A 23710-nucleotide genomic window follows, 5' to 3' on the forward strand; every position below is an offset into this window, starting at 1 on the left:
CGCCGCCCGCCAGGCGCCCTCCTCTGCCCCGGTCGTGTTGCGGTGACCGAACAGGGTTTGCGGCGCGAAGATCGCGGCGGCCGCCGCCCACGCCAGGTAGCCCTCGAACCCGACCCCGGCGGTCGATGTGTTCTGCGCGATGCCGTGGAACGCGTCGATGTCCCGCCCCAGAGGCAGGACCCACACCAGGATTCCGGCGGCCAGGGTCGACGTGCCGAGCGCGACGGTGGCCAACCGCGCGGCCCTGGTGCTGCGCAGCAACCACCTGGCCGCGACCAGGACGGCCACCAGCGCCACCACGCCGTACACCACCGCCGTCACGATGACGGCGACGTTCTGCTTGCCGAACGCGGCTTCCCCGCCGGCGCTCTGCAGCGCGTAGCGCACCCGCCAGTACAGGTTGAAGCCAAAGCTGAGCACCGCCAACGCCATCGATGCGTAGCCGATGAGCCTGGCCCACCTCAGCCACCCGGTGTGCTCGTCGCCCTCGGGAACCGGTCCCGTGCGAGCCCCGGCGGCCACCGCTTGCGCGCTCAGCATGCAGCCGGCGATTCCCACCCACGCGCCCGGCCCCACCCCGCCCGGCACGTGCACCGTGCCACCGAACCGGACGGTCTCGACCGCGTCGAAGACCACGAACACCAGCACCAGCAGCGCGTAGGGGACGTTGAGCCCCAGGCGAAGTCGGCCCGACCAAGCGGGGTTGAACCGCGCGCCGGAGGACCTCCAGGAACCCGCCACGGCGACGGCGATGACGGACAGCGCGGTCACGGCGAGCAGCACCGCGAACAGGGCCGGGCGGCTGTCGGGAATCCCGACGCCGAAGTACAGATTCCACGGCAGGAACAGCGCGGCGACGAGCAGCGCGACGGCGGTCAGGTCGCTGACGATGTGCAAGCGCCGCGTCGCATCCCCCGCCGGCGGAGCGCCGGGGGCCGGCCGGATGATGCGAGCGGTCTGCTGCGCCTGCCCGGGATCGATCGGGCCGGTAGGCGCGTCGTCACTGCTCTGGATCACCATGCCCCCCGGAATTCACGCGGCGGGTGAATACCCTGCCGGGTCGACCGCACCGCTCGCTTGCGAACATATTCTCCGGCGACCGTCCTGTCGTTCGAGAAGCTGGTTACGCTGCGCTAGTAAGCAAACCTTGTCGCCCGAATAACGGATACTGCCAACGGTATCGCAAGTGTAATGATGCCGGGACATTGCTGGTCGTGGGGTAGCCAGCCGAAGGAGAACCGGGATGGACGTCGTGTTGGGGGTCGCGGTCACTGGCCCCGTTGCCCGCTTGGCGCTTGTCGGGCCGGGCGCGGACGTGATCGACCAATCCGTCGTCGACCTGGGGGAGAACCCGGTCGGGAAACTCACCGAGACGGTGGTCGGCACCAATCGGCTTCTGGCGGACGAGAACCACCGGCTGGTCGGCACCCGGGTGTGCTGGAGCGACGATCCGCGGGCCGGTCAGCTGCGGCAAGCGCTGGAGAACTCCGGCGTCCCCAACGTCGCGGTGCTCTCCGAGTCGCAGGCGGTGACCGCCCTGATGCGCGCGGCCGGCCGGCCCGGCGCCGCGCTGGTGATGAACGACGCGACGGCGACGCTGTCGGTGCCGGCTTCGGCCGATGACCAGAACGCACCGCCGACCGTGCTGGCACAGGAGCCACTCGCCGGGGGCGACGCGACGGCGACGTTCAACACGATGATGGCCGAACTCAGCTCCCGGCCCAACGCCCCGAGCGAGGTGTACCTGGTGGGCGCTTCGCCCGAGGTGGCCCAGGTCGCCGACCAGTTTCACGATGCGTCGACGATGCGGGTGCAGGTCGCCGACGACCCCTCCTTTGCGCTCGCCCGTGGCGCGGCGATCGCGGCCGCGGCGACGGCATTGGCGGCCGGGGATGCCACCGCGATGGCGCCGGCCGTGGGGCTCACCGGGGACGAGACCGCGATGGCCCCCGTCGGGCTCACCGGGGACGAGACGACCATGGTGCCCCCGCCAAATGCGGAGCAGCCGCAGCTGGCGTACTCGATGACCGAGGACGGTGAGCCGCTCCCCGACCTCGATGAGTATGGGGACGAATACGACGACTTCGACGAGACCGCGGTCATCCCCTCGCGGCTCAGCCGCCGGTCCTTATTGGTGGGCAACGCCGTGATCGCCTTCGCGGTCATCGGTTTCGCCTCGCTAGCCGCCGCCGTGGCCATTGCGGTCCGTCCCACCGCGAGTCAACAGCCGGTGGTGGGACACCAGAATGCCGCCCCGGGAAAGTTCATGCCGTTGTTGCCCACCCAGCAGCAGGCACCGGTGCCACCACCTCCGGTTGATCAGCCCAACGCCGGTTTCCAGGGCGGCGTCGTCCCGGACGCCAACGGTCTCCTTCCGGCGCAGGGTGGTGGCGGGCCGGCCGTCCCCGCCGCGCCGGTGTCGCCCGGCACTCCCGGCCTCGTGCCCAACCCGAATCCCGCTGTGCCCCTTCCGGTCCCGATCATCGTTCCGGTTCCGGTGTATCCGCCGTACACCCCGCCGACGTTCACGACGCCGACAACCACGACCACGACCACGACAACGCCGACGGGTCCGTCCACCACGACACCGACAACGACGACGCCCACCACGACGGAGCCGTCCACCACGACACCGACAACGACGACGCCGACGACCACGACGTCACCGCACGTGATAACGACGACCCCACCGACGAGCACGAAGGCGCCGTTCACCTCGACGCAGGCGCCGACAACTCAGGCCCTACCCCCCAGCACGCAACAGACGGTGGCCCCGCCGCACACGCAGACCCCGCAAACGCTCGCCCCGCAGCAGCCACGCACCCATCGCGGGTTCTGAGGCGTCCATGCCCGACGCCGTGACGGTGGTGCTGCCCTGTCTCAACGAAGAGGAGTCGCTGCCCGCCGTGCTGGCGGCGATCCCGGCCGGATACCGGGCGCTGGTCGTTGACAACAACAGCACCGACGACACCGCCGGGGTCGCCCGGCGGCACGGTGCCCGGGTCGTGGTCGAGGCGCGCGCCGGCTACGGCTCGGCGGTGCACGCCGGCGTGGTGGCCGCGACCACTCCGATCGTTGCGGTCATCGACGCCGACGGTTCGATGGACGCCGGTGACCTGCCCCGGCTGGTCGCCGCGCTCGAACAGGGTGCCGATCTGGTGATCGGGCGGCGCCGGCCGGTGGCCGGTCTGCATTGGCCGTGGGTGGCCCGAGTCGGCACCGTGGTGATGAGCTGGCGGCTGCGCACCCGGCACGGATTACCGGTGCACGACATCGCGCCGATGCGGGTGGCCCGGCGCGATGCGCTGTTGAAACTCGGTGTCGCCGACCGACGTTCGGGTTACCCGCTGGAGCTGTTGGTGCGCGCCGCGGCCGCCGGCTGGCGCGTGGTCGAACTCGATGTCAGCTACGGACCGCGGACCGGCGGCAAGTCGAAGGTGAGCGGTTCGTTGCGGGGGAGCATCACCGCGATCCTCGACTTCTGGAAGGTGATCTCGTGAGCGTCGCGCCGGTGACGCTGCTGGTGGTCGCCAAGGCGCCCGAGCCGGGCCGGGCCAAGACCCGGCTGGCCACGACGGTCGGGGACCTCGTCGCCGCCGAAATCGCCGCGGCCGCACTGCTGGACACACTGGACGCGGTGGCCGCCGCACCGGCGGCGAGGCGGGTGGTGGCCATGACCGGCGACCTGAGCGCCGCCGCCGGTGCCGGCGACATCCGGGAACGGCTGCGGTCCTTCACGGTGATTCCCCAACGCGGTGACGACTTCGCCGACCGCCTGGCCAACGCCCATGCCGACGCTTCTGACGGCTATCCGGTCGTGCAGATCGGCATGGACACCCCCCAGGTGACCGCCGACCTGCTGACCGACTGTGCGCGCCTGCTGCAGGAGGCGCCGGCCGTGCTCGGGCCGGCCGTTGATGGCGGTTGGTGGGTGCTTGGTTTACGGAGCCCCGCAGCGGCCGAATGCCTGCGCACCGTCCCGATGTCCCAGCCCGATACCGGATTGCTGACGTACCGGGCGTTGCACGACTTGGGAATTGGGGTGTACCCGGCGCCGCAGCTGGCCGACTTCGACGTCGCCGACGACGTCGCCGCGGTGCGCGAAGCGTGCGGGCCCGCCAGCCGCTTCGCGAAGGTGACCCGCGCGGCCGGGCTGTAGCCGCGACTACCAGTTCGTGACGATGACGGTGTTGAGCGCCACGGCGCCGGCGGCGTTGAGCGCCAGCCACATCCGGTGCGACCGTACGGGCAGCAGCGCGGGCGCCGCGGTGAGCCAGATGGTGAAGGGCAGCCAGATCCGCTCGACCTCGGCCTTGCTGAGCATGCTCAGATCCGCGCAGGCGATGGCGGCCAGCACCGCGAGCAGCAGCAGGTGGAATCCGGAGCGGCGGCGGATGGCCGCCACGTCGAAGACCCGGCTGACGCCGGCGACGCTGCCCACCCCGATCGCGCACACCACGGACGCCAGGTTGGCCCAACTCCAGTACTGAAACGGGCGGTTTTTGGCGATGCCCTGCCAATAGCGTTGCTGCACAAGGGTATAGCCGTCGAACCAGTAGAACCCCGCGACCGCGAAGGTTGAGGCCACCGCCACCGCGGCCAGTGTCGCCGGGCCCAGCGCCCGCAGCACCGCGCGCCAGTCGGCGGCCGATGCCAGCACCGCCAGGGCCGGAAGCCCCATCAACATCAGGCCGTAGTTACAGAACACGCCCCAGCCCAGCAGCAGGCCCGCGGCGGCGGCCACCAACGCGGGGAGCCGGACCGGTCGGTGCACCGCCACGGCCAACAGCGCGATGCCCCATGCCGCGACTCCGGCGAAGTAGCCGTCGGCGGAGACCGCGACCCAGATTGCGGTCGGCGCCACGGCCACGAACGGCGCCGCCCGCCGCGCGGTCTGCTCGTCGGCCAGCGCGCGAACGGCGATCAGCACCGCGGCCGACGCGCTGGAGCCGACCAGCAGGCACAGCAGCCCCGCCCACGCGCCCCCGTGCAGGCCGACGCGGTCCAGCCAGACGAACGTCAGCAGCGCGCCGGGCGGATGCCCGGAGACGTGAGTGGTCCAGGAGTTCGGTTGGTAGTCGACGATCCGGCTCGCGAACGTGCGCACCGTGGCCGGGATGTCGGTGATGCCCGGCACCTGTGACAGATACTCGTCCCGGGTCGTCAGGCGGCCGGCGAAGCCGCGCTGCCACCCGTCGATCATCGCCAGCGCGAACGCCCAGCCGCAGGCGGTGACCCAGGTGCTCACCGTCAGGATCCGCCACGAAAGACGTTGCGCCAGAATCGGTCCCCACGCCACCGCGGCAACCGCGAGCGCGATGGCCGGCCCGGTGCCCCAACTGGCGTGGATTTCCCAGGCGCCGAAAATCGGCGCTGCCCCCGCGTGCGTGCCGAACCGCTCCTGGCCCACATCGGTCCGCGGCCGTATGCCCCAGTGCAGTCGCGGCAGGACGAACGCCGCCAACACCAGCACCACTCCGACCGCGACGGTCGCTAGCTCCCGACGTGCCACCCTCACGGTCGACCAGCCTATTGATCGTCCGAACCGCCGAAGCGGCGCGCCAACGCCGCCCGGTCCACCTTGCCGATGCCGCGCCGCGGCAGCGTGTCGACGAGGTGGACCTCGCGCGGGGCGGCGGTGGCGTCGAGGGTGCGCGTCACGTGGGCGCGCAGTGCGTCCAGCGTCGGCGCCGCGCAACCCTCGGCGACCACGATCGCGGCGCCCACCCGTTGGCCCAGCCGGTCGTCGGCAACGCCGAAGACCGCGCAGTCCGCCACGGCGGGATGGGTGCCCAGCGCGGACTCGACCAGCTGCGGCAGCACGGTCAACCCGCCCGTGCTGATCGCGTCGTCGGCACGACCCAGCACGGTCAGGACGCCGGCCTCGTCGACAACGCCGAGATCGTCGGTGCGGAACCAGCCCGGCTCGGCGAACGGGTCGGGGTCCACGGGGTTGCGGTAGCCCTTGGCCAGGGTCGCGCCCCCGAGGACGATGCGACCGTCGTCGGCCACCCGGACCGATACGCCGCCCAGCGGTACGCCGTCGTAGACGCAGCCGCCGGCGGTTTCGCTCATCCCGTAGGTGCGGACCACGGCGATGCCGGCGGCCGCCGCGGCGTCGAGCACGCCCCGCGGGGCCGGGCCGCCGCCGAGCAACACGGCGTCGAGTTCGGCGAGCGCGGCCGCGGCCGCCGGGTCGGTCAGCGCCTTGGCCAACTGCGTGGCGACCAGCGACGCGTAGCGCCGGCCCGACCCCAATCGCCGTATCGCGCCGGGCAATTCGGCGACCTCGAAGCCTTCGGAGACGTCCATCTCGACGGGCGTCGAGCCGGCGAGCGCGCTGCGCACCAGCATCTGCAGCCCGGCGATGTGATACGGCGGCAGTGCGAGCAGCCAGCTGCCCGGCCCACCGAGGCGGTCATGCGTGGCCGCCGCGCTGGCCGTCAGCGCGGCCGCCGTCAGCAGGGCGCCCTTGGGGGCACCTGTCGTTCCCGACGTCGTCACCACCAGGGCCACGTCGTCGTCGATGTCTTCCCCGACCCGAAGGGCCGCCGAAAGCGCATCCGAGGAAGGGCCGAGAACGACCAGTGCGGACTCCCGGCCGTCCAGCACACGTTGCAGAGCGGGTAACAACGACGAGACGGCCGAACCCGGCGAGACGGTCTGGGCGCGCAGTACGGCTATGCGGGGTCCTCGATCTGGTCCGCGTCATCGAACGGCCAGCCCTGCGCCTGCAGCCGGACCCGCACCCGCTCGACGTCGTCGGGTGTGGGCAACTCATCGGTGATCTGCGTGATCAACACGCCGATGTCGACGTCGTCGAACTCGCCGCGCCGGATCAGCTCGTTGGCCACTTCCTTGACCTCGTCGTTGGACATCCGGCGGGCCAGCAGCGCCAGCACCGGGAAGGTGTCCGTCGGCGGGACGCCTTCCGGGTATCCCGCGCGCAGCCACGAGACAATCGAATTCAGAAATCCGTTCACGCTGGTACAGCTCCCCCCGGTGTCCGGCTCGGTAACGCGGTGGGCATCGCTCGATGCTACTTGGGTTTGGCTCCAAGGAAAGCGACGCCGGTGTGATGGGCGATGAAATCCCGGGAGATGTACGCCAGAGCAAAGGCGATGACCAGGAGTACGACCGCATAGATCGCCCATGCGAGGGCCAGCAGCACCGGGTTCTTCGGTGATGAGCTCCCGTTGGCGCTTGCCTGCCCGGCTCCCACCGCGTGGAATCGGAGCCCCAGGGCGAACAGCGCCGGCAACGCGGCTCCGGCCAGCATGGCGAAGAGCAGGATCTTGAGGGAGGCCTGATAGTTGAACCAGTCGCTGAAGTGACTCATCAAACGTGCGCCTTCATCGTGGGGTCGTCGGAGTCGTACCGGGGCTTGGGGCCCACCTTGGGGGCACCGTCCGCCGGCGGCAGGTGATCGTCGGCGGCTTCGAGTCCGGTGGTCAGGTCGCCCTTCCATTCGGCGTTGACATTCTTGTGGTCGACCTTGACCTTGCGCGACCGGATGTAGATGGTGGCCGAAACCGCGACCAGCAGCGCGAAGCCGACGATCGCGCCGGGGTAGCCACCGATGTAGTGCACGATCCAGTAGGTGATCGCACCGACCAGCCCGGCCAGCGGCAGCGTCACCAGCCAGGCGACACCCATGCGACCGGCGACGCCCCAGCGGACCTCGCCGCCTGGCTTGCCGAGCCCACTGCCCAGCACCGAACCCGTGCACACCTGGGTGGTCGACAGCGCGTAGCCGAAGTGGGCGGAGAGCAAAATCACCGCGGCGGAGGAGGACTCGGCCGCCATGCCCTGCGGCGACTGAATCTCGACCAGTCCCTTGCCCAGGGTCCGGATGATGCGCCAGCCACCCAGGTAGGTGCCCAACGCCATCGACACCGCGCAGCCGACGATGACCCACAGCGGCGGCATGGCGGCGTTCTTGCTGACCGAGCCGTAGGACATCAGCGCCAGGAAGATGATGCCCATCGTCTTCTGGGCGTCGTTGGTGCCGTGCGCCAGCGAGACCAGCGATGCCGAGCCCCACTGGCCGTACCGGAAGCCGGCCTCGGTGCGCTTGGTCGGGATGCCGCGGGTGATCCGGTAGACCAGCCAGGTCGCCACGGCCCCGACCAAGATGGCCAGGATCGCCGAAACGACGGCCGGGATGATCGCCTTGGACACCACGCCTTTCCAGATCACCCCGTGCGCGCCGACCGCCGCGATGGTGGCGCCGACGATGCCGCCGATCAGGGCATGCGAAGAACTCGAGGGGATACCGAGGAGCCAGGTCAGCAGGTTCCACACGATGCCGCCGACCAGGCCGGCGAAGACCAACTCCAGCGTCACGATGTGCCCGTCGATCAGGCCCTTGGCGATGGTGGCGGCGACCGCGGTGGACATGAACGCGCCCACCAGATTCAGCACCGCGGAGAGCGCGACCGCCGCCTTGGGCTTGAGCGCGCCGCTGGCGATGGAGGTCGCCATCGCGTTGCCGGTGTCGTGGAAGCCGTTCGTGAAATCGAAAGCCAGTGCCGTGATTACGACAATGATCAAAAGGAACAACTGGATGTTCACAGCGCCCGATTCTGGTGGTAGGGGGATTCCATTGTCGAATGCAGGAAGACCCGAATCGCGGATGTATTTGGAGTCGTCGCCAGATGTTACCTCTCAGTTAACCAGAATTTCCCTGCGGTTTACCTCGGGTGTCGCGGCGCAGCGGGTGGTCAGGCGGGATTTGAACGAAGATCAGCGTGATCCCGTCCGGGTCCGTCACGTGCATCTCGTATAGGCCCCACGGTTCTTGACGCGCCTCACGTGCGATCGGCACGCCCCGGCTTTGCAACTCGGCCTGGGTCGCCTCGATGTCGCGGACCTGCAGCCACAGCGCGCCGGGAAAGGGGCCCCGGGAGTGGTCCGGGGAGCCGTAGCCCGCCAGCTCCAGCAACGACTGGCCGGCGAAAAAGACTGTGCCCGCGCCGTATTCACGGGCTATCGCGAGCCCGATCTGGTCCCGGTAAAAGGCCAACGACTGCTGATAGTCCGCCGGCCGGAAGAGCATCCGGCTGGCCAGGATCTCCATAGCGTCGTGTCTATCACATACGCCGGTTCAGCTGCCGTTTTCGCGGTTGGGCTGAATCCTTTGTCGTTGCATGAGCGTGTTGACCAGCCGCGGGCCGAAGGTGTCGATGGCCTTGGCGGCGATCGCCATCCGCGGGGCGATGCGCACCGGCCGGGTGCGGGCGGCGGTCAGCATCCATTCGGCGGCCTCCTCCGACGTGAGCGCCGGCATGCCCTCGTAGGCCTTCGTCGGCGCGATCATCGGCGTGGCGACCAGCGGGTAGTACAGCGTCGTCGAATGCACACCCCTCTGACCCCACTCGGTCTCCACCACGCGGCTGACCGCCGAGAGCGCCGCCTTCGATGCGTTGTAGACCGCGAACAGCGGCGACGCCTCCGACAGCACCCCCCAGGTGGACACGTTGATGATGTGACCGTCGCCGCGCTCGAGCATCCCGGGCGCCAGCCCGCGGATCAGCCGCAGCGGCGCGTAGTAGTTGAGCGCGATCGTCCGCTCGACGTCGTGCCAGCGCTGCAGCGACTCGGCCAGCGGCCGGCGGATGGACCGGCCGGCGTTGTTGATCAGGATGTCCACCCCGCCGAGACGCTTTTCGACGTCGGCGACCAGAGCGTCGACGGCGTCCATGTCGGAGACGTCGCACGGCAGGGCCAGCGCGGTGCCGCCCGACGTGGTGATCCGTTCCGCGAGCGTGTCGAGCAGTTCCTGCCGACGGGCCACGACGGCCACCGTCGCGCCCTGGCGGGCCAGCAGTTCGGCCGCGGCCTCGCCGATGCCCGACGACGCCCCGGTGAGCAGGATGCGCTTGCCGTTGAGGTCGACCGGCTTGATGGCGGGCCGGTTGACCAGCACCTGCGGGGCCATCGGGGGTCGCATGGTGGCCAGGACGAGCTGATCGGTGATCCGGCGCAGGGGACTCTTGCTCACGTGGGGAGTGTAGGGGCGGCCTTCTCGGCACCGAGCGTCACGCCTGCGTGACGTTAGCCGCCGAGCGTCACGCCAGCCTGACCCGTTAGAAGTAGCGGGGGAACCGGCTCCAGTCCGGCGGCCGCTTCTCCAGGAAGGCGTCGCGACCCTCGACGGCCTCGTCGGTCATGTAGGCCAGCCGGGTAGCCTCCCCGGCGAACAGCTGCTGACCCACCAGCCCGTCGTCGAGCAGGTTGAAGGCGAACTTGAGCATGCGTTGCGCCTGAGGGGATTTGGCGTTGATCTCGGAGGCCCACTCGATGCCCGTCTTCTCCAGGTCGACGTGGTCGACGACTGCGTTGACCGCGCCCATGTGGCACATCTGCTCGGCGGTGTACGCGCGGCCCAGGAAGAAGATCTCGCGGGCGAACTTCTGGCCCACCTGACGCGCCAGATAGGCGCTGCCATAGCCGCCGTCGAAGCTGCCGACGTCGGCGTCGGTCTGCTTGAAGCGGGCGTGCTCGCGGCTGGCCAGGGTGAGGTCGCAGACCACGTGCAGGCTGTGGCCGCCGCCGGCCGCCCAGCCGTTGACCAGGCAGATGACCACCTTGGGCATGAACCGGATCAGCCGCTGCACCTCGAGGATGTGCAGCCGGCCGGCGCGGGCGGGGTCGACGGTCTCGGCGGTGTCCCCGGAGGCGTACTGGTAGCCGCTGCGGCCGCGGATGCGCTGATCGCCGCCGGAGCAGAACGCCCAGCCGCCGTCTTTCGGTGACGGGCCGTTGCCGGTCAGCAGCACCACGCCCACGTCGGGGGACATCCGGGCGTGGTCGAGCACGCGGTAGAGCTCGTCGACGGTGTGCGGCCGAAATGCGTTGCGCACCTCGGGCCGGTCGAACGCCACCCGCGCCGTCGCGTCGGCGACGTGGCGGTGGTAGGTGATGTCGGTCAGGTCGTCGAACCCGGCCACGGGCCGCCAGGCCTGCGGGTCAAATGGATTGACTGTCAAGGTTTTTCGAACTCCTATGCCGGGTCCAAGCGGAACACTGCGCAGCGGCCGGCCAGGGCTTCGAACTCGTCGGGACGCCCTTCGGTGACGAGCCCCGCCCGCTTCATGAAGCCGACGCCCGTCGGCACCTCGGTGGGGAACAGCCGCAGGATCGGCCGCGCGTCGTCGGCCGACAGCTCGGCCATCCGTACCTTCTGCGCATGGCGGCCGCGCGCGATCGTGGCCTCGCCGGCGGCCCGCACGTTGGCCACCCAGTCGGCGCCCGGGAACCCGGCGACGACGTACTGCCTGCCGTCGACGGTCATGGGAGTCACCGGTGTCGAGCGTTGCGCGCCCGACTTGCGGCCGGCCACCGTCAACACGACGGGGCTCTCGCCGCCGAAACTCATTCCCAGCCGCGACATCTGGATGAAGACCTTGTTGGCCGGCTTCAGCCACCACGGCGGCTTGATCGATTTGCCGCTTCCCATAGGCAGCGACGTTACCTCTCGCCCGGTCGGCCGCCGAACGTGAAGTTAGTTTCACCCTCGCGACCGAGCGTGAAACTGACTTCACGCTCGGCACCAGGAGGACTCAGCCGACGGCGCGGTCGGCGCCCTCCCAGAACTGCGCACGCACGGCTTTCTTGTCGGGCTTGCCCAACGCGGTCACCGGCACCGACTCGACGACGATCACCTGCTTGGGCGACTGCACCGAACCCTTGCGCTCCTTGACCGCGGACTGGATCTCGACGGTCACCCGCGCGACCGACTCCTCGTCGGAGGGATGGTCGGGTCGCAGCACGATCACCGCGGTGACGGCTTCGCCCCACTTCTCGTCCGGCGTGCCGATCACGCACACCTGCGCGACGGCCGGGTGCTCGGCGACGACGTCCTCCACTTCCCGCGGGAACACGTTGAATCCACCGGTGACGATCATGTCCTTGACCCGGTCGACGATGAACCAGAAGCCGTCCTCGTCCTCGCGGGCCATATCACCGGTGTGCAGCCAGCCGTCTTTGAAGGTCTCGGCCGTCGCCTCCGGCAAATTCCAGTACCCGCCGCTCAGCAGCGGCCCGGACACGCATATCTCGCCGACCTCGCCCTGCGGCACGGGCTGGCCGTCGGGGTCCAGCAGCGCGGTGCGGGCGAACAGGGTGGGCCGCCCGCAGGAGGTGAGCCGCTTCTCGTCGTGGTCCTTCTTGGCCAGGTAGGAGATCACCATCGGGGCTTCGGACTGCCCGTAGTACTGGGCGAAGATCGGCCCGAAGCGACGGATGGCCTCCGCCAGCCGCACCGGGTTCATCGCCGAGGCGCCGTAGTAGACCGTCTCCAGCGAGGACAGGTCGCGGGTGTGCGAATCCGGGTGGTCCATCAGCGCGTAGATCATCGACGGCACCAGCATGGTTGCGGTGATCTTCTGCTCCTCGATCACCCGCAGCACCTCGGCCGGATCGAACTTGGTCAGCACGACCAGTTCGCCGCCCTTGATGATCGTCGGGACGAAGAACGCCGCCCCGGCATGCGACAGCGGGGTGCACATCAGGAAGCGGGGGTTCTCCGGCCACTCCCACTCGGCGAGCTGGATCGTGGTCATCGTGGTGATCGACTGCGCGGTGCCCAGCACGCCCTTGGGCTTGCCGGTGGTGCCGCCGGTGTAGGCCATCCCGCCGATGTGATCGGGCGGCAGGTCGGCCGCCACCAACGGCTGCGGCGGATACTTCGCGGCTTCGGCCACCAGGTCCACCGCGGAATCGCCCAGCGCTTCGGGGACCGGGCCGATGGTCAGGACCTGCTTGAGGCCGGGCACCTTCTCCAGCAGGCCCAGCGCGCGCTCGACGAACATCGGGTTGGGATCGATGATCAGCGACGTCACGCCGGCGTCGCTCAGCACGTAGGCGTGATCGTCCAGGGAGCCCAAGGGATGCAGCGCCACGCGCCGGTAACCCTGCGTCTGGCCGGCGCCGATGATCATCAGCACCTCGGGCCGATTCAGCGACAGCAGCCCGACGGTCGCGCCGGTGCCCGCGCCGAGCGCCTCGAACGCCTGGATGTACTGGCTGATGCGCTCGGCGAGCTGTCCACCGGTCAGCGTGGTGTCGCCGAGATGCAGCACCGGCTTGTCCTTGTTGCGCTTGAGCGCACCGACCGTCAGGTGTCCGGAATGAATGGGATGGCGCAGCAGCTCGTCACCCATGGCGTCGCTCCTCCTCATCGCTTCGTCCCCCGCAAGCGGGCGGTACCCCCACTGCATCGTCGCCGGCGCGACTCATGTGGCAAGACTAGAACGTGTTGCAATTCCGGTCAGCCACCCCCTCGGAGCACTAGCATCCGTGCACATGGCGCAGGCAGATCTCGTCGTCACCGGAACCGTTCTCACCGTCGACGAGAAGCGGCCCACCGCCGAGGCGCTCGCCGTCGCCGACGGGCGCATCGTCGCCGTCGGCAGCCGCTCCGATGTGGCCGAGCTGACCGGCGCCGACACGCAGACCATCGACTTCGGCGACGGCTGCATCATGCCGGGATTCATTGAGGCGCACGGTCATCCGCTGATGGAGGCCCTGGCGCTCTCGGACCGCATCGTCGACGTCCGGCCCGTCACCATAAGCGAAGCCGACGACGTCGTCGCCGCGGTCCACCGCGAGGTCGCCACCAGGGGAGCGGCCGGCGCCTACCTCAACGGCTGGGATCCGCTGCTGCAATCCGGGTTGCCCCAGCCGACGCTGGCCTGGCTCGACGAGATCGCGCCGGACGGGCCGCTGATCATCATCCACAACTCCGGGCACAAGACCTACTTCAATTCACACGCCGCACAGCGCGCCGGCCTGACCCGTGACACCCCCGATCCCAAGGGCGCCCGGTTCGGCCGCGACGCGCACGGCGAACTGGATGGCACCGCCGAGGAAACCGGCGCGGTGTTCCCGCTGCTGGCCGGCGCCATCGCGCCCGGCGACTACCCGGCGATGCTGCGTGCCGAATGCGCCCGCCTCAACCGCGCCGGCCTGACCACCTGCTCGGAGATGGCCTTCGACCCGGCTTTCGGTCCGCTCGTGGAGCAGCTGCGCGACGAGCTGACCGTCCGGCTGCGCACCTACGAGATCTCCAATCCGCAGATGCACACCGACGCCACCCCCGGCCAAGGCGACGACATGCTGCGCCAGGTCGGCATCAAGATCTGGGTGGACGGCTCCCCGTGGGTCGGCAACATCGCCCTGTCCTTCCCGTACCTGGACACCGACGCGACCCGCGCCATCGGGGTGCCGCCCGGCTCCTGCGGGCACGCCAACTACACCCGCGAGCAGCTGAGCGAAATCGTGGGCGCCTACTTTCCGCTGGGCTGGCCGATGGCCTGCCACGTGCAGGGCGACGCCGGCGTGGACACCATCCTCGATGTCTACGAAGAAGCATTGCGGCGCCACCCGCGTGACGACCACCGGCTGCGCCTCGAGCACGTCGGTGCCATCCGGCCCGAGCAGCTGCAGCGCGCCGCCGCCCTCGGGGTCACCTGCAGCATCTTCGTCGACCAGATCCACTACTGGGGGGACATCATCGTCGACGGCCTGTTCGGGCCCGAACGCGGATCCCGTTGGATGCCAGCGGGTTCCGCGGTGGCCACCGGTATGCGCATCTCGCTGCACAACGACCCCCCGGTCACGCCCGAGGAGCCGCTGCGCAACATCAGCGTCGCCGTGACCCGGACGGCGCCCAGCGGCCGGGTGCTGGCGCCCGAGGAGCGGCTGACGGTCGAGCAGGCCATCCGCGCGCAGACCATCGACGCGGCCTGGCAGTTGTTTTCCGACGACGTGATCGGCTCGCTGGAGGTCGGCAAGTACGCCGACCTGGTGGTGCTGTCGGCCGATCCGAGAACCGTCGCGCCCGAGCGGATCGCCGACCTCGAGGTGCGCGCGACGTATCTGGCCGGCCGCCAGGTCTACGGCGCGTGACGCCAACGGTCCAGGACCTGCTCGACCGCCTGCATGTGGTGGCACTGCCGATGCGGGTGCGCTTCCGCGGCATCACCACCCGCGAGGTCGCGCTCATCGAGGGCCCGGCGGGCTGGGGCGAGTTCGGGGCCTTCCTGGAATACGCGCCGCCCGCGGCCGCGCACTGGCTGGCCGCCGGAATCGAGGCCGCCTACCGCCCCCCGCCGGCGCCCCGGCGCGACCGCATCCCGATCAACGCCACCGTGCCGGCCGTCGACGCCGGCCGGGTGGCCGAGGTACTGGCCCGGTTTCCCGGCGCCCGCACGGCCAAGGTGAAGGTCGCCGAGCCCGGCCAGACGCTGGCCGACGACGTCGACCGGGTCAACGCCGTGCGCGAACTCGTGCCAACGGTGCGAGTGGACGCCAACGGCGGCTGGACCGTCGAACAGGCGGTGCGTGCGGCCACCGCTCTGACCGCCGACGGACCCCTGGAATACCTCGAACAACCGTGTGCGACGGTTGACGAACTCGCGGCGCTGCGCCGGCGCGCGGACATGCCACGCGTGCCGATCGCCGCCGACGAAAGCATCCGCAAGGCCGACGACCCGCTCGCCGTGGTCCGCGCCGGGGCAGCCGACATCGCGGTGCTCAAGGTCGCCCCGCTGGGCGGCGTTTGGGCCGTGGTTGCGATCGCGGCTCAGATCGACATCCCGGTCGTGGTCTCCAGCGCGCTCGATTCGGCGGTCGGGATCAGCCACGGGCTGGCCGCCGCGGCGGCCCTGCCGGTGCTGAACCATGCGTGCGGGCTGGGCACCGGCAGGCTGTTCATCGAGGACGTGGCCGACGTCGCCTCCCCTGTCGACGGCGCCCTGGCGGTCGGGCCGGTCACGCCCGACCCGGCGCGGCTACGGGCCCTCGCTGCGCCCGCGGAGCGGCGGGAGTGGTGGATCGACCGGGTCAAGGCCTGCCACGCGCTCCTTGTACCGTCGTCGGAGTGATCAACCTGGCTTACGACGACCGCGGCTCCGGTGAGCCGGTGGTGTTCATCAGCGGCCACGGCGGGGCGGGTCGGACCTGGCAGCCGTATCAGGTTCCCGCGTTCCTGGCGGCCGGATACCGCGTCATCACCTTCGACAATCGGGGCATCGGCGCCACCGAGAACGCGCAGGGTTTCACGACCCAGACCATGGTCGCCGACACGGCGGCGCTGATCGAGGGACTGAACGCCGCTCCGGCCCGCATCGTGGGGATGTCGATGGGTGCGTTCATCGCCCAGGAGCTCATGCTCGCCCGGCCCGAACTGGTCACCTCCGCGGTATTGATGGGCACCCGGGGCCGCATGGACAAAACGCGCGAATTCTTCCGCGACGCCGAGGCCGAGCTGGCCGACGCCGGTATCGAGGTGCCGAGCTCGTACGAGGCGAAAATCCGCCTGCTGGAAAATTTTTCACACAAGACACTCAACGACGACGTCGCGGTCGCGGACTGGATCGCCATGTTCAGCATGTGGCCCGTCAAGTCCACCCCCGGAACGCGTTGCCAGCTGGACATCGCCCCGCACACCAACCGGTTGCCGGCCTACCGCAGCATCGCGACGCCGGTGCTGGTGATCGGCTTCTCCGACGACGTGTTGACGCCGCCCTACCTGGGGCGCGAGGTCGCCGACGCGCTGCCCAACGGCCGGTATGTGCAGATCCCCGACGCCGGTCACCTCGGGTTCTTCGAGCGCCCGGACGCCGTCAACGAGGCGGCGCTGAAGTTCTTCGCCGGCAACTAAGCCGGAGCTTTGCCGACCGTCGTGTCGGTCACACGGGTTCGAAATGGTTGATGAGCCAGGTTCCGTTTACCTTGGCCAGGCCCACTCGCACCGAGCTCGAACTTATGGTCGGTGATGGCTGGTCCTTTGAGGTCGTCGTTTGGTTGACGAACACCAGAATCGCCGCCGCGTCGACGGTCAACGACTCCACCCCGGCCCGCGGAACGGTGGCGGTGGTTTTGACGCTCTTCTGTTGCGCCGCGGGCCGGACGACCTGCCTGGTGAAATTGTCGTAGTACTGCAGAAACTCACCCGTGAGCATGGCCTTGGCCGCGCCGAAGTCCTGGTCGAGGGTGTCCGGCGAATAGCTCAACACTTTGACGGTTCCGGTGCGAGCGGCCTGTATCGCCGCCTGGCGGGCGGCGGGTTGATCGGCGACCGGCGGCAGGTGGCGATTCTTGACCAGCGCCTGCGAGGCGCCCACCGACGCCGCGGCCAGCGTCCCGATGGCCAGCATCACTACCAGCAACCACCACGCCAAAAGCCGTCCGGTTCCGGTGGTCATGGCACGAACTCCACTTTGGACACCTTGTAGGTGTCGCCGACCTTCTCCACGTCGAGGGCCAATCGCCAGTTTCGTGGGTCCTGTGATGCGCCCGTGTTATTCGTGACTTTCGACGTGGCGGCGACCAGGACATGTGCCGTCGAGCCGTCGATCGAGTCCAGGGCCGCGCTGTTCACGGCTCCTTGACTCGTAACATTCGACTGCACGACCACCTTCCTGAAATCCGAGCCCTGTTTGGCAAAGTCATCGTGAAAGGCCCCGGTCGATCCATCGATGATTCGCTGCACGTCGCTGTCGGCGGACTGTGGGCTCAGGCTGGTCAGCCAGACGGCGAACTGTTTCCCGTAGTCGACATACGGCTGCCATTGCGGCGCCGCGGTGGAGGGCCTTGGATCCGGTCGTAGGACCTGCGCGGCGGCGAAGCCGGCGGCGCCCAGCAGCAGCACCGCCATGATCAACGGCACCACAATCGCCGGCCACTTGCGAGTGGTGCGCTCCTGCACCGGGTGGTGGTACATCGGCGGCCATGGCGTGTTCGCCTGGGTTGCCGGTTCACCGGGCGCCGGTGGCCAGGCGGGGGCGGTCAGGGTCTGATGCTGGTGAACCTCCGAGGCGGCGTCTGCGAGCGCGGCCGCGAAGTCAGTGCACCGTGGATAGCGTTGCGCAGGGTCCTTCGCCAGCGCCTTCGACAACACCGGATCCAGCCGCGCCAACTCCGGGCGGTGGTCCGCGAGCAGCGGCGCCGGGGCGTTGAGATGCTTGCTGATTACGACCGCCGCGTTGGAATGCTGAAACGGGGGCGCGCCGGTCAGCAAGTGAAAAGCCGTTACCGCCAAGGCATATTGATCCGCTCGTCCATCCATCGCCTCGCCCATCAGCTGTTCGGGCGCCGCATAAGCAAGAGATCCGACCGTCACGTTGGTAGCGGTCAAACCGCTGATATCGTCGCTCCGTCGGGCAATGCCGAAGTCTGCCAATAGAATTCGACGCCGATCCGATTCGGATGTCGTCAGCAGGATATTGGCCGGTTTGACGTCACGATGCAGCAGGTTGCGCTGGTGGGCGTAGTCGAGGGCGTCCGCGACGGCCGCGACGATCTCAAGCACCTCCCACAGTGGCAAGCCGTTGTCGCGCATGCGCAGCGCGCGAGCGGCGTCGGTGCCATCGACGTAATCCATGGTGATCCACAGCTGGCCGTCGAATTCACCGCGATCGTGTAGGCCGATGATGTTCGGATGCCACAGTGCGGCCGCCAGGTCTGCTTCCCGGTTGAAGCGCTGCCGGAAGTCCGCATCGTCAGTTAACGAGGCGGGCAGGATTTTCAAAGCGTCCAAACGCGGTAACCGTGGGTGCTGGGCCAGGTAAACCTCGCCCATTCCACCGGACCCGAGCAGGCGCTGAATGGTGTAACCAGCGAAGACAGCACCGTTGTCAAGCGGCATGCAATAGATCCTAATGACCGTGGCGTCGACGACCCCGCCGCTCCACGCCCCCGGTTCCCGGGTTGTGACAGGCTGTACTGGTGAACCCCTCGACGACACAGGCGCGGGTCGTCGTTGACGAGCTGATCCGCGGCGGCGTCCGCGACGTGGTGCTGTGCCCCGGGTCGCGCAATGCGCCGCTGGCGTTCGCGCTGCAGGACGCCGACCGATCCGGCCGGATCCGGCTGCACGTCCGCATCGACGAGCGCACCGCCGGCTACCTGGCCATCGGGCTGGCGATCGCCGCCGGCGCCCCGGTGTGTGTCGCGATGACGTCGGGCACCGCGGTGGCCAACCTCGGGCCGGCCGTGGTGGAGGCCAACTACGCGCGGGTGCCGCTAATCGTGCTGTCGGCCAACCGGCCCTACGAAATGCTGGGCACCGGGGCCAACCAGACCATGGAGCAGCTGGGCTACTTCGGCACCCAGGTCCGCGCCGCCATCAGCTTGGGCCTGGCCGAGGACGCGCCCGAACGGCTGGACGCGCTGAACGCCACCTGGCGATCGGCCACTTGCCGCGTCTTGACCGCCGCCACGGGATCGCGCACGGCCAACGCCGGCCCGGTGCAGTTCGACATCCCGCTGCGCGAACCTTTGGTGCCGGACCCCGAGCCGCACGGCGCCGCGATCCCGCAGGGACGCCCCGGCGGACGCCCGTGGACCTACACGCCGCCGGTCACGTTCGACCAGCCGCTCGACATCGACCTGACGCCCGACACGATCGTGATCGCAGGCCACGGCGCGGGCGTGCACCCCAACCTGGCGGAGTTGCCGACCGTCGCCGAGCCGACGGCACCGGCCCCGGCCAACTCCCTGCACCCGCTGACCCTGCCGCTGCTGCGCCCCAAGCAGGTGATCATGCTCGGCCGCCCGACGTTGCACCGGCCGGTCTCGGCGCTGCTGGCCGACCCGAAGGTGCCGGTGTATGCGCTGACCACCGGGCCGCGGTGGCCGGACGTCTCGGGCAACTCACAGGCCACCGGCACGCGGGCGGTGACCAGCGGGACGCCGAATCCGGCCTGGCTGAAGCGCTGCGCGGAGGTCAACAGGCACGCGAACGAAGCGGTGCGCGGCCAACTCGAGGCGCACCCGCTCACCACCGGCCTGCACGTCGCGGCGGCGGTGGCCGACGCGCTGCGGCCGGAAGACCAGCTGGTGCTCGGCGCGTCCAACCCGGTCCGCGACGCGGCGCTGGTCGGCCTGGACACCCACGGCATCCAGGTCCGCTCCAACCGCGGGGTCGCCGGCATCGACGGCACCGTGTCCACCGCGATCGGGGCCGCGCTCGCCTACGAGGGACGCACCGTCGCGCTGATCGGCGACCTGACGTTCGTCCACGACAGCTCCGGCCTGCTGATCGGCCCCACCGAGCCGACACCGCGCCGGTTGACGATCGTGGTCTCCAATGACAACGGCGGCGGCATCTTCGAACTGCTCGAGCAAGGCGACCCGCGGTTCTCCGACGTGTCGTCGCGAATCTTCGGAACGCCGCACGACGTCGACGTGGGCGCGCTGTGCCGGGCCTATCACGTCGAGAGCCGCCAGATCGAGGTCGACCAGCTCGGCGCGGCCCTCGACGAACCCGCCGCCGGGATGCGGGTACTGGAGGTCAAGGCCGACCGGTCCTCGCTGCGACAGCTGCATGCGGCCATCAAGGCGGCCCTGTGAGAATTTCGTGAACTACCCGAAAAGGTTGCTGCACATACTGATTCACGGCCGCAGCGAAAAGCCGCCGAGCACCCCGTCGAGAATTGCGTTGCGCTGGGCCCGCATCGCGGTGCTCATCGTGACCGGCTTGGTGACCTTGCAATCAGTCCTCCTCGTCGCGGGCGCCTGGCGCAACGACCTTGCGATCCAACACAACATGGGGGTGGCGCAGGCCGAGGTGCTCAGTGCCGGGCCGCGCCGCTCCACCATCGAATTCGTCACACCCGAGCGGGTCACGTACCGTCCCGAGTTGGGCGTGCTGTACCCGTCGCATCTGGCCACGGGCATGCGGATCTACGTCGAGTACAACAAGAACGATCCGAATCTGGTTCGCGTGCAGCACCGCAATGCCGGGCTGGCCATCATCCCGGCGGGGTCCATCGCGGTCGTGTGCTGGCTGGCGGCGACGGTCCTCCTGCTGGGGCTGGCGCTGCTGGACAAGCTGCTGGATCGTCGCACTGAGGCGGAAGTCACACCCGTCTAGCGGGGTTGAAAGCCTTCCGACCAGCAGATTTCGCGCGACGTATGCCCGCAGGCAACCTTCGCGACAAGCGACGCTGACACCGTAGTGGTGTGCGCGTTGCCATCGTCGCCGAATCGTTCCTGCCGGAAGTCAACGGTGTCAGCAACTCGGTGCTCCGGGTGCTCGAGCACCTGCGCCGGACCGGTCACGAAGCCCTCGTCATCGCCCCGGACACCCCACCCGGGGAAACCCCGGCGGATCGCATTCACGACGGGATCCGGGTGCATCGGGTGCCCTCGCGGATGTTTCCGAAGGTGACCACGCTGCCGCTCGGTGTGCCGATGCCCCGGATGGTGAGCGTGTTACGCGGATTCGACCCGCACGTCGTGCATTTGGCCTCGCCGGCGCTATTGGGATACGGCGGGGTGAAGGCGGCCCGGTGGCTGGGAGTGCCGACGGTCGCCGTGTATCAAACGGACGTGCCGGGTTTCGCGGCCAGCTATGGCATCCCCATGACGGCGCGGGCGGCGTGGGCCTGGTTCCGTCATCTGCACAGCCTTGCCGACCGCACCCTGGCGCCGTCCAGTGTGACCATGGAATCACTTGTGGCGCAACGCTTCCCGCGGGTACACCACTGGGCGCGCGGGGTCGACGTCTTGCGGTTCGCCCCCTCGGCGCGCGACGAAGCGCTCAGGCGGCGATGGTCGCCGCAAGACAAGCCGATCGTGGGCTTCGTGGGCCGGTTGGCACCCGAGAAACACGTCGAGCGGCTGATACCGCTGGCGGCCCGCGACAACGTGCAACTCGTCATCGTCGGTGACGGCGTCGACCGGAGCAAGTTGCAAAAGGCAATGCCGACAGCGGTTTTCACCGGCGCGTTGTATGGCGAAGAACTCGCCGCGGCGTACGCCAGCATGGATGTCTTCGTGCATCCCGGCGAGCACGAGACGTTTTGCCAAGTCGTGCAGGAAGCGCTGGCGTCGGGGTTGCCGGTGATCGCTCCCGACGCCGGCGGCCCACGTGACCTCGTCACGCCGTGGCGCACCGGTCTGTTACTGGGCGTCGGCGAGTTCGAGACGAAGTTGCCCGCGGCCGTCACCCATTTGATCGACGAACGCCAGCGTTATGCACTCGCCGCCCGGCGCAGCGTGCTCGGCCGCAGTTGGCCGGTGATCTGCGACGAGCTGCTCGGCCACTACGAGGCCGTCCTCTCGCCGTTTGCCCGCAGGCGGATGTTCGCCAAGCGGTACGCGCAGGGCGGTTGAGCCGGCGGTCGGCCCAGCGCCGGCCCACGCGGACGAAGATTTGCTCGTCAGCTCGGCTGAATGCTTCTCGCGGCCGTGTGTTGGGCTTAACATCCAAGTCTGGTGCCGGATCGGCGGGGCAAGGACAAGGGGCAGAATTGGCCTGATAGGAGGGGTCAGTATGTCTTCCCACTTAGAGGTTTGGAAACCGTCAGGGCGAGAGCTGGTCGCGCTGAGCGGTGAACGGGTGACCCTCGGCAAGTCCTTGACCAACGCGGTGTCGTTCGAGCACGACCCGACCGTGTCCCGCGTACACGCCGTCTTGGAGAACTTCGGTCAAGCGTGGTCGGTGCGGGACCTAGGTAGCCGCAACGGCACCTTTGTCAACGGAGAAAAGATCACTGCAGAACGGATTCTGCGGTCTGGCGACGAATTGCGGCTCGGCAGTTCACGGTTGGTCTTCTGGATGACCAGGGGCGCTGGCGAGGCGCCGGCCGATCAAGAAACCGAAACCGGCAAGTCCATCCTGCGACCGCCGCGGATGACCCAGCGCGAACTCGACGTCCTCAAAGTTTTGTGTCGCCCCTTTGTATCCGATGACCCGTTTCCCGAGCCTGCATCGGTTCGTCGGATGGCCCAGGAGCTATTCGTCACGGAAGCGGCCGTCAAGCAACATCTGCAACACCTGTACGACAAGTTCGGCATCAACACCGATGGAGATCGCCGGGTAAGGCTGGCCAACGCGGCCATCCGGCTCGGTGCCGTCAACCGCTCCATGCTGCGTGACCGTCGTACGCAAACGTGAGCGGCCGGGTGACTAGGAGACCTTGTCGAGCACCCCGCCGCCGAGCATGGCGACGGCATTGAGGGCACTGCGACGGTATTCGTCACATGTGGGGCACGACTCGATATGGCGGGCAATGCGTTTCCGCATCAGGACGGTGAACTGCCCGTCCCAGCCCGACAGCTCCGCGGCGAGCCGGGGGCAGCCGTTCCGCGGGGCGCGCCTTGCCACCAATAGCGCACCCAGGGAGCGTTCGATGGTGTCGCGCAGCCGCTGCAGGAGCTTCTTGCTGGAGTCATAGCTGATGCCCAGCGCTTGCGCGAGTTCGGTTCCGGTTACGCCGTGGCGGTAGGCGAGCTCCAGCACCTGGCGGTCGCGCTCGGACAATCCGCCGGCGGCCTGGGCGATCAGTTGGCGGAGCTCGTTCTGGGCCGTCAGCGTAAACGGCCCCGGACCCGTCGCCACATCATCGGGCAGCTCGTCACAGGCGGCCTCACGGCGACGTTCGGACAGGGCCCGCAGGGCGCGGCGACGGGCGATGGCGTACAGCCACGGCCTCAGCTTGTCCGTATCACGCAGCTTCGGCAACTCTGTCGTCGCGATGCAGAAGACCTCTTGCACGCAGTCGGAGGCCGCGTGGCGGTCACGCAGCATGCCGACGCAGTAGGCGTGAAGTGGGCCTGCATAGCGGTTGTAGATAGCGGCCAACGCCGCGCGGTCGCCGGTCGCCGCGGCGCGGGCGAGGTCGGTGTCGCTGATGATGCGGTTCTTCGGCACCGTGGTCATGGAAGTCATGACTGAAATGCTCGGGGTTGGCGG

At 69.1% G+C, this 23710-nt stretch carries 23 protein-coding genes and 2 pseudogenes; 10 read left to right on the forward strand and 15 right to left on the reverse strand.

Annotation, left to right across the window (positions count from 1 at the left end):
• Positions 1-1020 (reverse strand): annotated as a pseudogene (locus A5678_RS19045) (hypothetical protein); the annotation flags it as partial.
• A 223-nt stretch (positions 1021-1243) separates the two neighbouring features.
• Here A5678_RS19045 and A5678_RS19050 point away from each other — a divergent pair.
• The 3 genes from A5678_RS19050 to A5678_RS19060 are packed head-to-tail and all read left to right on the forward strand — an operon-like array spanning position 1244 to position 4159.
• Complete coding sequence (locus tag A5678_RS19050) at positions 1244-2839, forward strand: hypothetical protein (RefSeq protein WP_068045152.1); 1596 nt, start codon at positions 1244-1246, stop codon at positions 2837-2839.
• Between the two features lie 7 nt (positions 2840-2846).
• Entirely contained in the window at positions 2847-3500 is a 654-nt protein-coding gene (locus tag A5678_RS19055) for a glycosyltransferase family 2 protein (RefSeq protein WP_068045155.1), read from the forward strand.
• Positions 3497-4159, forward strand: a complete 663-nt coding sequence (locus A5678_RS19060) for a DUF2064 domain-containing protein (RefSeq protein WP_068045157.1) — start codon at positions 3497-3499, stop codon at positions 4157-4159. The genes A5678_RS19055 and A5678_RS19060 overlap by 4 nt, the downstream gene beginning before the upstream one ends.
• A gap of 6 nt (positions 4160-4165) precedes the next feature.
• On the opposite strand, the gene A5678_RS19065 is transcribed toward A5678_RS19060, so the two are convergent.
• The 11 genes and pseudogenes from A5678_RS19065 to A5678_RS28030 form a co-directional block, all read right to left on the reverse strand.
• Positions 4166-5518: a hypothetical protein gene (locus tag A5678_RS19065; RefSeq protein WP_068045160.1), complete on the reverse strand. Its 1353-nt coding sequence runs from the start codon at positions 5516-5518 to the stop codon at positions 4166-4168.
• Between the two features lie 11 nt (positions 5519-5529).
• Complete coding sequence (menE, locus tag A5678_RS19070) at positions 5530-6612, reverse strand: o-succinylbenzoate--CoA ligase (protein ID WP_068045163.1); 1083 nt, start codon at positions 6610-6612, stop codon at positions 5530-5532.
• Positions 6613-6680: 68 nt separating this feature from the next.
• The gene (locus A5678_RS19075; protein WP_068045165.1) at positions 6681-6983 is read right to left on the reverse strand and encodes a DUF3349 domain-containing protein; all 303 of its coding nucleotides are present in this window, start codon (positions 6981-6983) and stop codon (positions 6681-6683) included.
• 56 nt (positions 6984-7039) lie between these two features.
• Complete coding sequence (locus tag A5678_RS19080) at positions 7040-7339, reverse strand: hypothetical protein (protein WP_068045168.1); 300 nt, start codon at positions 7337-7339, stop codon at positions 7040-7042.
• A complete protein-coding gene (locus tag A5678_RS19085) occupies positions 7339-8574 on the reverse strand; it encodes an inorganic phosphate transporter (protein WP_068045172.1) in 1236 nt (411 codons plus the stop codon). The genes A5678_RS19080 and A5678_RS19085 overlap by 1 nt, the downstream gene beginning before the upstream one ends.
• 97 nt (positions 8575-8671) lie before the next feature.
• Positions 8672-9079, reverse strand: a complete 408-nt coding sequence (locus A5678_RS19090; RefSeq protein WP_067950123.1) for a VOC family protein — start codon at positions 9077-9079, stop codon at positions 8672-8674.
• Positions 9080-9106: 27 nt separating this feature from the next.
• Complete coding sequence (locus A5678_RS19095; protein WP_068045175.1) at positions 9107-10003, reverse strand: SDR family oxidoreductase; 897 nt, start codon at positions 10001-10003, stop codon at positions 9107-9109.
• A gap of 85 nt (positions 10004-10088) precedes the next feature.
• Positions 10089-10991, reverse strand: coding sequence for a 1,4-dihydroxy-2-naphthoyl-CoA synthase (locus A5678_RS19100; protein WP_068045178.1), 903 nt, complete (start codon positions 10989-10991; stop codon positions 10089-10091).
• 14 nt (positions 10992-11005) lie between these two features.
• Positions 11006-11461: a nitroreductase family deazaflavin-dependent oxidoreductase gene (locus tag A5678_RS19105; protein WP_068045181.1), complete on the reverse strand. Its 456-nt coding sequence runs from the start codon at positions 11459-11461 to the stop codon at positions 11006-11008.
• Between the two features lie 103 nt (positions 11462-11564).
• Positions 11565-13166 (reverse strand): fatty-acid--CoA ligase FadD8, encoded by a 1602-nt coding sequence (fadD8, locus tag A5678_RS19110; RefSeq protein WP_068045183.1) that lies wholly within the window; start codon positions 13164-13166, stop codon positions 11565-11567.
• Positions 13159-13236: pseudogene (locus A5678_RS28030) on the reverse strand (hypothetical protein); the annotation flags it as partial. The gene fadD8 and the pseudogene A5678_RS28030, both read right to left, overlap by 8 nt.
• Before the next feature lie 72 nt (positions 13237-13308).
• Here A5678_RS28030 and A5678_RS19115 point away from each other — a divergent pair.
• The 3 genes from A5678_RS19115 to A5678_RS19125 are packed head-to-tail and all read left to right on the forward strand — an operon-like array spanning position 13309 to position 16669.
• Positions 13309-14913, forward strand: coding sequence for an amidohydrolase (locus A5678_RS19115; RefSeq protein ID WP_068045188.1), 1605 nt, complete (start codon positions 13309-13311; stop codon positions 14911-14913).
• Between the two features lie 50 nt (positions 14914-14963).
• Positions 14964-15890, forward strand: coding sequence for an o-succinylbenzoate synthase (locus A5678_RS19120; RefSeq protein ID WP_231983722.1), 927 nt, complete (start codon positions 14964-14966; stop codon positions 15888-15890).
• The gene (locus A5678_RS19125; protein WP_068045193.1) at positions 15887-16669 is read left to right on the forward strand and encodes an alpha/beta fold hydrolase; all 783 of its coding nucleotides are present in this window, start codon (positions 15887-15889) and stop codon (positions 16667-16669) included. The genes A5678_RS19120 and A5678_RS19125 overlap by 4 nt, the downstream gene beginning before the upstream one ends.
• A 28-nt stretch (positions 16670-16697) precedes the next feature.
• Here A5678_RS19125 and A5678_RS19130 read toward each other — a convergent pair whose 3' ends face one another.
• Both A5678_RS19130 and A5678_RS19135 read right to left on the reverse strand, forming a co-directional pair.
• Positions 16698-17213, reverse strand: a complete 516-nt coding sequence (locus A5678_RS19130) for a hypothetical protein (RefSeq protein WP_068045196.1) — start codon at positions 17211-17213, stop codon at positions 16698-16700.
• Complete coding sequence (locus A5678_RS19135; protein WP_068045198.1) at positions 17210-18655, reverse strand: serine/threonine-protein kinase; 1446 nt, start codon at positions 18653-18655, stop codon at positions 17210-17212. The genes A5678_RS19130 and A5678_RS19135 overlap by 4 nt, the downstream gene beginning before the upstream one ends.
• Positions 18656-18735: 80 nt before the next feature.
• Between A5678_RS19135 and menD the strand changes: the two genes are divergently transcribed.
• The 4 genes from menD (at position 18736) to A5678_RS19155 (ending at position 22912) form a co-directional block, all read left to right on the forward strand.
• The gene (gene menD, locus A5678_RS19140) at positions 18736-20361 is read left to right on the forward strand and encodes a 2-succinyl-5-enolpyruvyl-6-hydroxy-3-cyclohexene-1-carboxylic-acid synthase (RefSeq protein ID WP_068045203.1); all 1626 of its coding nucleotides are present in this window, start codon (positions 18736-18738) and stop codon (positions 20359-20361) included.
• Positions 20362-20368: 7 nt separating this feature from the next.
• Entirely contained in the window at positions 20369-20884 is a 516-nt protein-coding gene (locus A5678_RS19145; RefSeq protein WP_156746993.1) for a DUF3592 domain-containing protein, read from the forward strand.
• An 89-nt stretch (positions 20885-20973) separates the two neighbouring features.
• The gene (locus tag A5678_RS19150) at positions 20974-22128 is read left to right on the forward strand and encodes a glycosyltransferase family 1 protein (protein WP_068045209.1); all 1155 of its coding nucleotides are present in this window, start codon (positions 20974-20976) and stop codon (positions 22126-22128) included.
• Between the two features lie 160 nt (positions 22129-22288).
• Positions 22289-22912, forward strand: a complete 624-nt coding sequence (locus tag A5678_RS19155) for an FHA domain-containing protein (protein ID WP_068045213.1) — start codon at positions 22289-22291, stop codon at positions 22910-22912.
• Between the two features lie 12 nt (positions 22913-22924).
• Here A5678_RS19155 and A5678_RS19160 read toward each other — a convergent pair whose 3' ends face one another.
• A complete protein-coding gene (locus A5678_RS19160; RefSeq protein WP_068045216.1) occupies positions 22925-23686 on the reverse strand; it encodes an RNA polymerase sigma factor in 762 nt (253 codons plus the stop codon).
• Positions 23687-23710: the final 24 nt, after the last annotated feature.

Origin of the sequence: Mycobacterium sp. E2733, from assembly GCF_001667585.1 — a bacterium.
Lineage (GTDB): Bacteria > Actinomycetota > Actinomycetes > Mycobacteriales > Mycobacteriaceae > Mycobacterium.